A 12488-nucleotide genomic window follows, 5' to 3' on the forward strand; every position below is an offset into this window, starting at 1 on the left:
TGTGGCTCCACTCAGCTGGGTCAAGAACGTCGGCACGGCCGGCTCGGTCTCCACGACGGCGACCACGCTGTCGGTCAGCGTCCCGGCTGGCGGCGTGGCCGCTGGCCGGCTGCTCGTGGTGCGGTTCGCGGCCTACGGCTACGGGACCGGCGTGGTGTCCGTCGCCGACTCGCGCGGCAACACCTACCAGCTGGACCTCTCCCACAACGGCAGCAGCTTGGGCATTAACGCGATGTTCTCCTGCCGGACCACCACGGCTCTGCTCGCGGGCGACCTCATCACGGTCACCCACCCCGCCGACCAAGAGCACTACGCGCTGGCGGTGGACGAGTTCAGCGGCGCCCATCCCACCGCCTGGATGTGGCAGGCGGGGCCGCCCAGCACGGGCGTCAGCGCGTCCCCGAGTTTCACCGTCACCCCGGCCGCCGAGCCGCCGTCCTCCCTGATGGTCGTCGGCCTGCTGTCCGGCACCGCGCTGTCGACCGACGTCTACACCGAGGACGCCGACACCGCAGGTGGCGACTCCTGGCACACCCTGACCGCGTCGTTCGCGCCCGCGGGTTCCACGAACGCCTCGGTGCAGGGTGCGTACAAGATCCCGACCGACACCACCGCCGCGCAGCAGTGGAGCCCAGTGCTCAGCACCTCGCGGTTCTGGGCCGGCGGCCTGGTCCTCTACCGGGGCGAGAACGAGGACGTCAAGGTCGTGGACCGGCCCGCGGGCACCCGCACCGGCGCGCCCGACGCGAGGGTGCTCAACGGCGCTCCGGTCACGGTCACCGGCGACCGGCCCGCGGGCACCCGCACGGGCAGGCCGAGCGCGGCGATCGGGAACACGGTCACCGGTGACCGGCCCGCGGGCACCCGCACGGGCAGGCCGAGCGCGGAGATCGCCGGTGGCGGCGCGACGCCGCTGCCCGTCAGCACCCTGACCAACACCCTGCCGAATCCGGCTCGGCCGGTGGTGCTGTTCGAGGCCGACTTCACCGCCGGGCCGCCGGGTGTCCCCGGCCCGAACAGGGTCAGCCTCAACGCCCCGGTGCGACGCAACGTCGTGCGCCAGTGGGTCACCCAGCGCGGCCGCCAGTACGAGCTGGACCAGGTCTCCGCCGGGACGTGCATGTTGGACATCACCGACCCGTTGGAGTACCTGCACCCGCTCAACGCCGGCTCGCCGTTCATGACCGGCGGGCGGAAGATCCAGAGCTACCGGCGGATGCGGGTGGTGGCTCTGTGGCCCACCGGCGGGAACATGATCAACGCCGCCGCCGGGTGCGACCCGAACTTCAGCTCGGGCACGGGGCGCTGGCAGTCGCTCAACGGTGCCGGCCGCCTCTGGTCCACCCTGCACTGGTTCCAGGCGCCACGGTCGCTGCGCGTCACGCAGACCGCGCCCGGAGCCGAGTCCGGAGTGGTCGACCGGTTCGACACCGCACCCGGCCTGACGATGACCTTCAGCACGTACGTCTGGGCCGATCCGGGCGTCACCGTGTACGCGCAGGTCACCGACGCCGCAGGCGCGGTGCACACCTCCAGCCCTGCCACTGGCGAGCGGTGGACGCGGATCTACGTGACCTGGCAGTGCGTGGACACGCTGGAGCCGGTGGTGATCTACGGCGTCGGCACGGCCGCGCCGCGCTTCTGGGTGGACTGCACCCAGCTCGAAATGGCCCTCAACCCCTCGCCCTACAGCGACACCGGACCGGTCCCCTACGACATCTACACCGGCTACATCGAGCGCTTCCCCATCCAGTACGACCACCACGGCACCCGCGGCATCCGGCCGCTGACCGCGGTGGACGCCCTGGGCATCCTGTCGCGCACCACGGTGAGCCAGAGCTACGACGCGGTGGTGCTCGGCGACAACCCGTCGATCTACCTGCCGCTCAGCAACGACGCGCCGCCCGTGTCGAGCACCGACCTGGGCATCGGCACCACCGCCAGGCCGGAGTACCGCATCAGCTCGCGCGGCAGCATCAACTGGGCCTCCGACAGCCACCCGGACGGCACGCCCGCGCCCGTGTTCACCCAGCAGAACGCCACCGACCCGCCGGGACGCGGATGGGATCCGGAGCAGTGGACGATCATGGACCTGGTCGACGGCCCGTTCACCCTCGACCACACCGCCGGCGCGACGATCGAGTTCTGGGCGCGCCCGGTGGCCGGGTTCGTGGAGATCGGCGGCGTCGGGGTGTTCCAGCCCGGCGACTCGACGGTGCTGCCGGGAACGTTCGGCCGCCCGCTGCGCCCGTACGCCAACGTGCACTCCAACGGTGGCAACTTGCTGTTCTTCTACAACCCGACCGGTGAGATCACCGCCAACTACTCGCTGAACGGGTTGTACGGCGCGGACGTGTACGGCCCGTGGCGGCACTTCGCCCTCGGATGGGACGGCGGCGCCTGGTCGGTCTACCTCGACGGCGAGTTTGTCGACACCAGCACCCCTGCCACCCAGCCGTCCGCGCCGACCCTGGGGATGACCGTGCTGGCGCACGTGGCCGTGGCCACCTCCGAGGGGCATCCACAGGCGCAGGTGTCCTTCGGGCGGTGGGCTTTCTACCCGCGGCGGCTGTTCAGCAGCGACCTGTGGCCGCACTACCAGCGCGGCGTCGGCTACGTGGGCGAGTCCAGCAGTGGCCGCGTCCAGCGGTTGCTCGATGCCTACTGGGACGGCCCCACGCTGGTGGCGACCGGCGGGCGGCTGCGGATGGCCGCTGACCACGACTACCACGGCCGGATGCTGCTGGAGGTGTTGCAGGAGATCCAGGAGTCCGAGCGGGGTCTGCTCTACGCCAACCGGTCGGGCGTCGTGGTGTTCGAGACACGCGAATCCCGCTACCAGACCCAGAGTTCACAGTGGACATTCGGAGAGGACGTCGACGCCGGAGAGCTTCCCTACGTGGACTTCGCCGCCGACTACGACCCCACGTTCACCTTCTCCCAGGTCAACCTGAGCCGACCGGGGAAGGACGCCTTCCCGCCGCTGATCAACGCGGCGGCCCAGGCCGACTTCGGGCAGCGCATCCTGTCCCACGCCATGCAGGCCGACTCGGACGACCAGGTCACGGAAGCCGGCAGGTTCTACCTGCACCGCTACAGCCAGCAACGGGTGCGGGTCGAGCGGATGGTGCTCGACCCGGCGGCGAATCCGGCGCTGTGGCCGGCGATCCTCAGCCTGGAGATCAGCACTCGGGTCACCGTGAAGCGCCGTACCGGCGGACTCGTCACCAGCGCCGACTACTACGTGGAGCAGATCAACCACACCACTGATCCCGATATCGGCAGGTGGACTGTGGAACTTCAGCTCTCGCCGGTTTTTGTTCCGAGCGCGTGGGTTCTCGGCGATCCGACTCATGGCGTTCTCGGGTCCAGCACCACGCCGATCTACTGAGGAAAGGAGGGACGTCACCTCCATGCCCGCCATGAGTTCGCCGACATCGTTCGTGGACGGAGTCCTGGTCCATCAGGCGGATTTGAACAACCTGTCCGTCAACATCGACACGTTGACCCAACTCACCCAGGGTAAGCCCGCCGCGAGCGGGGTGTCGCACAAGCCTATGGCGATGGTGAAGCTGACGAGTCCTCAGCCGGTCAACAATTCCACCGACCTCATCGTGCCTTGGCACGCCGAGGTCTACGACTTTGACAACTTGTGGACTCCGGGCTCCGCCAACAGGTTTTCCGTGCAGACGTCGGGAAAGTACGTCATCCGCATGGGGACCGACTGGTCTGCGAACGCCACCGGGCTCCGCACGACCAAGATTTTCGTCAACGGCACGAGCAACGCAAACACCGTCGCGGGTTACAGCGCACCCCCGCCCAGCGCGTTCGACGCCTTCTACACGGTGGAGTCGCCGCCCGTGTCGTTGGCCGCCGGAGCGAGCGTGTATTTCGACGTCTTCCAGTCCTCCGGTGTGACGCTCGATCTCGGCCTCAGCTTCGGTGGCACCTGGGCGTCAATCGAGTGGGTCGCTCCGTTCTAAGGAAACAGTCGAATGTCGCACTTTTCACACACCATCCGCGTAACGGTGACGCCGGACCGCGGCACGTTCCTGCCGACGTCCTTTTCGGAACTGCTCCAGCGGGCGATCGTGCTGCCCGGTCTCGATCCGTCCTGGGAGCACACGCTGATCGACATCGCGGTGGCCGAGGACGGAGGTTCGGCCGAGCTCACCATGTCCAGCTCCCCGCCGGAGGTACCGGGCATGGTCGGAGGGCTGCGCCTGACCCACGGCTCCCCCACCGCCGCGATCCGCGTCTACGACGGGGCCGGCGTTTTACTCAGCGAGGGCCGGTACCCGGCGCCGCTGCGCGAGGGTCAGGAGATCGCGGTGGGCGACGTGCACTACCGCGTCGTCTCGACGGCGTGGCCGGGACGTGACCCCGCCACCGGCGCCTGTCTGGGCGCGGTCGACTGGCAGCACGTCGTGGTGGGCGACCCGCTGCCCGCGACCTCGGGCGAGCCCGCAGCCGGCGACCCGGAAGGGCGGTCGGCGTGAATGACGGGTTCAGCGGCGTGCAGCACGCCTTCGGCCGGGTCGAGGCGAAGTTGGACGGCATCGACGCCAAGCTCGACCGGCACGGCGAGACGCTGGCCAGGCACCAGGTTCACATCGAGCGCCTGGAGTCGGACGTCAAGGAGCTGAAAACGGTCGCCGGACGGACGGCCGCCGCCGAGGCGGAGATCGTCCGCCTGAGGGGCGACGTCGGGGACTTGAAGGACGACCTCACCCACGGTCAGCGCCACGGCAGAACGTGGCGCGGTTCGGCCGGCCTCGCCTTCATGACCCTGCTCGGCTCGGGCGTCGTGACCGGCGTCATCAATCTGATCTTCCAGAAGTAGCGCGCACGCGCTTCCCCCACACCCGACCCGTCAGCACCCGCTGGCGGGTTTTTTCGCGCCCGCAAACAGGAGGACGTCCACAGTGGACCACCCCGTCGAAGACGACTACGACCCCGACATCCCGACTCCGTCCGTCGAGAACGACGACCTGGACGAGCGGCAGGGGATCTGCGGCTACCCGGTCGACCGGACCGTGCCGGAGTTCCCCGAGGCGCAGCCGCTGGCTCCGCTGCGCAAGGAAGGGGACAAGTAGATGAGCTGGCGACTCGCGCACTCCCTGACCGCCCTGCGGAACCAGATCAACGCCGCCTGCCCGAACCGGTCCAAGATCAGCGACGGCACGATCGGCGACGCCGCGCACGCCCGCACCCAAAGCTTCCACAACCCGGACTCCAACGGGATCGTGCGGGCGATGGACATCACCCACGACCCCGCGGGTGGCATGGACATCGACAAGTTCACCGACGTCCTGGTGGCCAGCGGCGACGGTCGCATCCTGGAGCTGATCGCCAACGGGCTGTACTGGCACTTCGAGAACCCGCGCTGGGTCACGTACTACGGCGAGAACAAGCACCGGTCGCACTTCCACATCTCGGTGAAGGCGCCGAGCCAGGGCGGTGACGACGGCCGCGCGTGGAACCTGCCGGGGTTCGGCGGTGGGATCGTCACGCCGCCTCCGGCGCCCGCTCCCCCGCGTCCGTCCGTCCCGGCGTGGCCGCTGCAGCCGGGGCACTGGTTCGGCGACTGGCGCGGTCCGGAGCGCCAGCACGGCGGCTACTACGCGCACGAGCGCGGCTGGGTGACGGCGATCCAGCGCAAGCTCCAGGCGCTGTGGTGCACGTCGGACCGGCGGCCCGAGTGGGCGGACGGCCGGTGGGATCCGCCGACGACCGCTGCGATGGCCGAGTTCCAGCGCCGCTACCGGCCGAACCACACGACCCTGTGGGGTCAGTGCCACAGCGACGACTGGGCGCACCTGTTCAGCGTGTGACCCTCCCCCACTCCCCCGCTCTCCCGCGTCCGGCCCGTAGCACGAGCTACGGGCCGGACGCGTTCACCCAACACGAAGGATGCTCATGTTGAAGAAGCTGGACCTCGCCGACCTGCTCGACCGCGTCGGCTGGACCTTCGTCCAGGCGCTTGGCGGCATCTACACCGCCAAGGAGACCTCCGAGCAGGTCGGCCAGGCGGACTGGCGGGCGCTGCTCGTCGGCGGCCTGGTCTCCTCGCTGCTGGTCGTGCTGAAGGTCGCGGGCGTGAAGGCGTCGCACGTGGCGTCCGCGCGGGCGGCGGTGGCCAAGGCGTCGGAGATCCCGGCCGTGGCGAACCTGCTGGCCTCGCTCGCCCCGGTGCTGGGCAAGTTGGACGACGGCAAGGCCGGTGCGCTGGTCGCCGAGGTGCTGAAGAAGACGCTGGCCGAGCTGGAGGCGCAGGACGCGCCGGAGAACCGGCCCGCGTCCCGGCACTGATCCCCCGATCAGGCAGGATGACCTGCCCCCTGATCGCCCGGCGCTGCACCGCCGGGCGATGAACGAGGCCCCCACTCCCCTTCGCCGGGGCGTGGGGGCCTCGTCGGCGTTTACGGGGTCGATGAGGCCGGCTCCGGCCACGGACCGGGATCCGCCGTGCTCAGCCAGGCGCACGGCGTCGCCACGAGGACGCAGCCCGGTTTGACCATGTCGGTGGCTCGCACCCTGATCAGCTCGGCGTGGGGCGAACGGGCGACGGCGGCGGCGACACGTTCGAGGTCGACCGGGGAGCACATCAGGGCCACCACCAGGGACTCGTACAGGGCTGCGGCGCGGTTCATCCAGGTGAAGACCCGCTCCATGTAGTCCGCGGGTGGCGGGAGCTGGGCTGCGTCGACGTCGGCGCCCTCCAACGCGGTGGCGACGTCGGCGGCCAGTGCCGCGGTGATGTCGGGCCGTTCGGGGAGCTGGTCTGCGGTCATGGGCGGGATGGTGGCCCACTCCCCCGTCAACGCAGCGTGCCCGGCCGCCGCGATGGCGAGCCGGGCACGTGGGTCAGCGGGTCAGCAGGTCTCCGGGTTCCACGGCTCACGGGTCACGCGGTCGAAGATCTCGACCTTGCCGCGCGAGTGGAGCAGGAGCAGGTTCTCGCGGCTGAGGGTGTCGAAGTAGCTGCCGCCACCGCCGCCGTCGCTGGCGTAGACGTCGTAGAAGTCGGTGTCGGCGTTCTGGCCGTCCGCGGTGGCGTACTCCACCGCTACGGCGTCGGTGGTCTCCTCCAGCGCGAGAACGTCAGCCGGTGCCGCCGAGATGGTGGTCATGATCGGGTTCCCCTTCCGGGATGCGGTTCGCGGTCGCTCACTTCGTGCGGTGGCCGATCGTGCCGAGCGTGTCGGCCAGGGTGGTGTGTCCGTCGCGGCGCAGTTCGTCTCGGATCTGCTGCCGGTCCTGCGGGCCGCGGGCTTCGGCGGCTCGCTTCGCGAGGTCTCCAGCGGTGTGCACGTCTCTCCTCCGGTGAGGCAGTTCGTGTGTTGCTGACACACGAGACGTTACGCACTACTCAACGCGTCGTCAATAGGGCCAGACGGGTGAACTGCGCCGCCTCACGCTCACGCTCTCCAGACATTCGCGGGACACCCTCGCGGAACCTCGATCAGAACAACGTTGCCGCTTGGCACGGCGGGCGCGCTGAGCCTGCCGGGGATTTACGCTTCACGTCGGTCTTCATTCTTGCCAGACACGGCGTCTGTCGGACGACCAACTCACCCTTGAACGAGGGGCGGACACAACGCTCGTCCACTCCCGCGCCGCAGTTCTCGCACTCGTCGCCGATGCAATCCGCGTAGAGCTTCGCCAACGAGGACACCGTGTCCTTCATGGACTTATGGTCGCATATCGGACTCAAAGACTGAAGCACTTAAAACAAAAACAATACGATCGTTTGCCAATTGACCGGACCATCGGCCGGAACTCCATTCGAGGTGACCTATCGGGGGTGGGACGACGCACGGTGATACCCCGCAGGTTGCAGTGGTCCACCGCAGACTCGTCGCCCCCCACACCGCAGACCCAGGCTCTGCGCTGTAGCCCGTCACCGCCGAGCGGGAGGTGCAGTGCGGCTGGCGGACCTCTGCGATCGACCGGCCGTCCCGCCGAGCGTCCTGCGGGATGGAGTCCGCAGAACGCTCTGGCGGGCGTGCAGAGTCGAGGTCGCGCAGCTCGTGCAGAGTGCAGAGTGACCCGCAGACCGCAGGTCGCGGGGGAGTGCAGAGTGCAGAACGCCCAGGTGGTCGAGTTCGGACCGCGGGCGACGTGGCACCGCAGAACCGGGCGGCCGCAGAGCGCGGATCCGAAGCGGGGCATCCCGCCCGGAGTGATCCCCGCTGTCGCCAGCCGGGTCGCACGGCTCGCCCCGTCGCCAGGTCGACGTCCGCCTCGGGCGGATCGGTGGATCAGCCGAGGGCCACACCCGAACCCGTAACGCCGTGCCGTGACACACCCGGAACGCCCAACGTCGCGTATCGGCCGTGTAGCGGGACGCTGTAACGGCTCTGACCTGCTCTGTAACGGATGTGACGGGTCCAGGCGACGTAGCGGCACAACAGGGGGGACGTCCCCCCTCTGGGCGTCCGGGGGACCGCAACCGCGGGGCGACCCGTTACACCCGCCGGTGACCCGTGACGGATCGACCAGCGCGCGGCACCCTCGGGCGGGATCGTGTGGAACGCGGCGGTGAGCGGTCCGCACGCCCATCGGCGGCGCGGTGGCCGGGCACCAGGTCCACGTTGCGCGCGCCCCTTCCTCTGCAGCTCGTCGGCCTGCGACCTGGTGGTCCGGCACCGGTTCCCGGCCGCCCGCACGGCCACGGTCGGGTCTGCGGATCGGCACGGAGCGCCTGCTGCACCATGCCCTCGCTCTGCGGGCGTCGAGGCTGCGAGGTCGGGCGGTCTGCGCCGAGCAGGCTCGGGCGACTCTGCGGCGATCTGCGGCGCACACGACGAAGGGCGCCCGCCGAGCTGGTCGTCGGCGGGCGCCCTTCGTGCGCGGAGTGCAGAGTCAGTCTGCGGTGCGCTCCCCCCGCAGGAACTCCTTGGCGACCGCGCGGAGTTGGTTCATGTCGAATCCGCGCGTGGGCTGCATCCCGTATTCCGGGCGGCGGGCGGCGGTCTTGTCCCGGCGGATGTTGAACGGGGGGCGGGCGAGCGTCAAGCCCAGCTCGGTGGGGGTTACGCCGACCGCCGCAGCGAGGTCTGCGGATGACACGAACTGCTGCGTCGGGAACTTCTCGATGATGGTCTTCAGCGGTTCGGGAACTTCACGCTCCGAAGTGGTGACCTCCCAGTTTCCGACGATCGCGCTGAACGGGTCGTCGGGGTCCGTCGTGTCGTTCGGCTTTGAAACAGTGCCGACTTCTCCCGAGGGCTTTTCGTCGGGTACCGGAATTCCGCGACGACGTAGCGACTCCCGAGCTGCCTTCGCGAAGTCGGGAACCGGTCCGAGCGCACTTTCGCTCGCGGTCGCGGCCGGGGTCGGCCGGGCGGCCGGCGGGGGAGTGGCGGGGCGCTCGGCCGTCTTCTGCCGCGTCGTGCCGGCCATCACGACCTCGCGCCCGCCGCCGTCGGCGCTGCGGTAGTAGTCGGCGATGTAGGCGACGCGGGCAGGGTCGGTCCAGCGCTCCTCGTAGTCCTGGCCGAGGAACTGGGCGGTGCCGTGGTCGAGGTCGGGACGCAGCGGGGTGTGGGCGATGGCGACTTCCGGAACGTCCTCGTACGGGAAGTTGCGGACGCGGCCGGCCATCGGGCGGACGACCTTGTCGAGGTTGGCGTAGAGGTTGCCGGGCCACTCCAGCTTGGACAGGTCGACGCCCTTGAGGGAGTCCAGCGCGTAGGTCGCCTCGCTGGTCGTGGTCGGCCCGAGCATGTAGCGGTTGCGGGTGACCGCCTTGATGCTGGTCCCCTTGGAGCCCAGTTCGTAGCCCACGGGGCGCTGCCCGGCCTTGGTCTCCCACATCCCTTCGGAGCGGCCGAGGCGGTCGATCTCGTACCAGATCTCGGAGCGCGTCATCGTGTCGCCGCGGTGGGTGACGAGCTTGTAGGTCGGGGTGAGGATCTTGTGGATCTCGTTGGCGACCATGCGGATGGCCGGGAGCTGGCGGCTGATCTCCAGCTTGTCGCCCGTGCGGTAGATGCCCTGGCGGTAGTCCACGACCTTGTAGGCGGCGAGCAGCATCCGGTCGATCTCGTCGCGGGAGTTGGCGACCCAGTCGAAGATCGGCTTGTCGGTGCGGCCGGTAGCCCACGGCAGGAGCCACGGGGCGACCATCGGCCAGAACTTGTCCTCGGCGAGCACCCAGAGCACCTGGTCGACCATGCGCGTCCAGCGGTGGAACTTGACCCTGAGAAGGCCGTCCTTGCCGGAGCCGATGCTGCCGACGATCCACTCGTGGCCGCCGGCGTCGTTCACCATGATCGGTTCGCCGTCTTCGTACAGGCCGATGTCGTAGGGGTGCAGGCACGACAGCGGGGAGCTGTCGTACTCCAACGGGTGGTTCTGGCCGAGCACGTCGCGCTCGCGGACGTGCAACAGGATCTCGAACGCCGGCGAGCCCTTCTTCTGCTCCAGGGTGACCGACCCGGTCGGCAGGGCCTCGCCGTCGCGGTTGAGGTAGAGCCGGGAGACCTCCTGCTCCAGGCGCGGCAACCTGGCCTTGACCGTGGCCGGTGTCGTGCCGTTGTCCAGGTGCAGGACCAGCGTGTACCCGGCCGGGTTGATGATCTCCCGCTCGATGTGGAGACCTTTCAGGTTCACGGCGGCGGCGGCCTCCAGGACCAGGTGCGGGTAGCGCTCCTCCATCTGCGCCAAGGCCTGCTCGTGGGCGATGCGCTCCTCTTCCTCCTGCACCTCGATGTGCTGGAGGGCGATCTCCTCCAGTGCCTCGCGGTGCTCGCGGCGCACGACGTTGTAGAGCGGCCACGCCACGCCGAGGCCGATGAGCAGGGAGATGATCGACGGCTGCGAGAACGGCGAGGTGGCCGTCGCCCAGGTCGACCACGCCGCCGCGTAGACCGACGTCGCGGCGGCGTAGGTGGTCACGTGCGGCCGGACGGCGGGCTCCAGCACCTCGAACCGGGCGGCGACGGTGATACCCGTCGCCGCCGCTGCCCCGATGCCCGCCACCCACAGCGCGTCGACGTCGAGCAGGGTCGTGGCGATGTTGACCGCGTAGAGCCCCACCGCGGCCAGGGGAGGGAAGGCCCACCAGGGAGCGGCGGTCTCCTCCTCGTAGTCGTAGTCGTCGTAGCTCATGGCGATCCCCGTTCGGTGCCGGACCCTGCTGGGTCGAGTCAGTCCTTGATGGCGTTGAAGATCTGGTAGCCGGCCTGCGGGTCCGTGACGTGGCTGACCAGCTCCGCGTTGGCGTTGTTCACCAGGTCGATCGCCTCGGTGACCTTCTCGCCGGTGTCGTGCACGTGCTGGCCCAGCTCGGCCAGCGTCTCGCCGAAGGCGCCGGTGATGGCCGGCTTGTCCTCGAACAGCGCGGCGTACTCCCTGGTCAGCCGGCCGAACGTCTCGAAGAACTCGATCTTCTCCTTGCCGGTGGCCACGACGTGAGTCCAGTTCATGTCGGCGCGCTCGCCTTCGAGCATCGCGCCCATGTCCTGCGTGAGGCGGGCGAACGCGGCCTCCAGCGCCTCCTTCGCGTCGTCGAAGTAGTTGGTGACGACCTGCTCCGCGGACACGGTGCCTCCTTGGGTGTTGATCTTCGGGAACCTGACGGGCTTGGCGGTTGTGCGTGGCAGCGGGACGGCTCGCGGCTTCGGTGGCTGGGTGGCGTCGACCGTCTCGTGGGGCTTGCGGCCCTCTGCCTCCCAGTCGACCTTGGAGCCGTCGCCCCACTTGAACGCAACCTCGTCGTACCAGCTCTTGCGGTACTGCTCGCGGCGGGCGAGCACGCGGTTGGCCGCCGCCGCGAGGCGGCGCGCGTGGCGGGACGGCTTCGGCTGGTCCTTCTTCACTGTGGTCTTCCGCGGCTTCCGCGGCTTCTTGCCGGCGGGGTTCTTGGACTTGGTGGTGGCGGGCTTCGACGTCGGCTTGGGCACCGACGTGGCGGGCCTGGGCTTGGTCGGAGCGGCCTTCGGCCTGCTCGACGTGGGCGACTTCGAGGCGGCGGGCTTGGGCTTGCCCGCGATCTTCGGGGCGATGGGCCGCCACTTCACCCAGGCGGGCTTGGATCCTGCGGGCTTGGGCTTGGGCTTGACGGCCGCGGGCTTCCCGGTGGTGGAAGCGCTCGTGGCGGGGCGGGATTTGGCGGGCGACTTGGGCTTGACCAGCCGCGACCACAGCGGACGGCGGGGCGTGCCGGTACCGTCCTGCTTCTTCACCGCGCGGGGTGAGCTCGGGACGGGTGGACGCTTACGCGTCTGCGGCGACGTCGTGTTCTCGGCGGCCGGCTTCCTGCGGCGAACCAGCCTGGGCCGGCGGCGCGGGGGCAGCGTGGCCGGCCCCTGCCGGCGACGGCGGGTGGTGCGCTGCTCGCCGGTCGAGCCAGGTACTCGCTCACGTGGGGAACGCTGGGTGGTGGTCGTGGTCGTGGTCTTCGGCGCCCGGCGGCCCCGAATCCGCGGCTGCGTTCGGCGTGCGCGGGCGCGGCGGTGGGCGACCTTGGCGGCCACCGC

12 protein-coding genes are annotated in these 12488 nt (G+C 69.8%); 7 read left to right on the forward strand and 5 right to left on the reverse strand.

Features of this window, described 5'->3' with window-relative positions:
- Nucleotide 1 precedes the first annotated feature (1 nt).
- The 7 genes from ACFQ3T_RS02460 (at nt 2) to ACFQ3T_RS02490 (ending at nt 6312) form a co-directional block, all read left to right on the forward strand.
- Nucleotides 2–3391: a hypothetical protein gene (locus ACFQ3T_RS02460; RefSeq protein WP_380719266.1), complete on the forward strand. Its 3390-nt coding sequence runs from the start codon at nt 2–4 to the stop codon at nt 3389–3391.
- 22 nt (nt 3392–3413) lie between these two features.
- A complete protein-coding gene (locus tag ACFQ3T_RS02465) occupies nt 3414–3983 on the forward strand; it encodes a hypothetical protein (RefSeq protein ID WP_380719269.1) in 570 nt (189 codons plus the stop codon).
- Between the two features lie 12 nt (nt 3984–3995).
- Nucleotides 3996–4499 carry a hypothetical protein gene (locus ACFQ3T_RS02470; RefSeq protein ID WP_380719271.1) on the forward strand — a complete coding sequence of 168 codons (504 nt, stop codon included), beginning with the start codon at nt 3996–3998 and terminating at the stop codon, nt 4497–4499.
- Nucleotides 4500–4549: 50 nt separating this feature from the next.
- Nucleotides 4550–4843 carry a hypothetical protein gene (locus ACFQ3T_RS02475; RefSeq protein ID WP_380719273.1) on the forward strand — a complete coding sequence of 98 codons (294 nt, stop codon included), beginning with the start codon at nt 4550–4552 and terminating at the stop codon, nt 4841–4843.
- 82 nt (nt 4844–4925) lie between these two features.
- Nucleotides 4926–5096, forward strand: a complete 171-nt coding sequence (locus ACFQ3T_RS02480; protein WP_380719275.1) for a hypothetical protein — start codon at nt 4926–4928, stop codon at nt 5094–5096.
- Entirely contained in the window at nt 5097–5834 is a 738-nt protein-coding gene (locus tag ACFQ3T_RS02485; protein ID WP_380719278.1) for a peptidoglycan-binding domain-containing protein, read from the forward strand.
- Nucleotides 5835–5919: 85 nt separating this feature from the next.
- Entirely contained in the window at nt 5920–6312 is a 393-nt protein-coding gene (locus ACFQ3T_RS02490) for a hypothetical protein (protein ID WP_380719281.1), read from the forward strand.
- Between the two features lie 110 nt (nt 6313–6422).
- Here the strand turns inward: ACFQ3T_RS02490 and ACFQ3T_RS02495 are convergent, their stop codons facing one another.
- The 5 genes from ACFQ3T_RS02495 to ACFQ3T_RS02515 all read right to left on the reverse strand — a co-directional run bounded on the left by ACFQ3T_RS02495 (nt 6423) and on the right by ACFQ3T_RS02515 (nt 12194).
- A complete protein-coding gene (locus ACFQ3T_RS02495) occupies nt 6423–6794 on the reverse strand; it encodes a hypothetical protein (RefSeq protein ID WP_380719283.1) in 372 nt (123 codons plus the stop codon).
- A gap of 81 nt (nt 6795–6875) precedes the next feature.
- Nucleotides 6876–7133, reverse strand: a complete 258-nt coding sequence (locus ACFQ3T_RS02500) for a hypothetical protein (RefSeq protein ID WP_380719285.1) — start codon at nt 7131–7133, stop codon at nt 6876–6878.
- A 37-nt stretch (nt 7134–7170) separates the two neighbouring features.
- On the reverse strand, nt 7171–7314 hold the full coding sequence (locus ACFQ3T_RS02505) for a hypothetical protein (protein ID WP_380719287.1): 144 nt from the start codon (nt 7312–7314) through the stop codon (nt 7171–7173).
- A 1554-nt stretch (nt 7315–8868) separates the two neighbouring features.
- On the reverse strand, nt 8869–11118 hold the full coding sequence (locus tag ACFQ3T_RS02510; RefSeq protein WP_380719289.1) for a hypothetical protein: 2250 nt from the start codon (nt 11116–11118) through the stop codon (nt 8869–8871).
- 38 nt (nt 11119–11156) lie between these two features.
- Nucleotides 11157–12194: a hypothetical protein gene (locus tag ACFQ3T_RS02515; RefSeq protein WP_380719292.1), complete on the reverse strand. Its 1038-nt coding sequence runs from the start codon at nt 12192–12194 to the stop codon at nt 11157–11159.
- Nucleotides 12195–12488 lie beyond the last annotated feature (294 nt).

This window comes from Saccharothrix hoggarensis, from assembly GCF_042678885.1.
GTDB classification, from domain to species: domain Bacteria; phylum Actinomycetota; class Actinomycetes; order Mycobacteriales; family Pseudonocardiaceae; genus Actinosynnema; species Actinosynnema hoggarensis.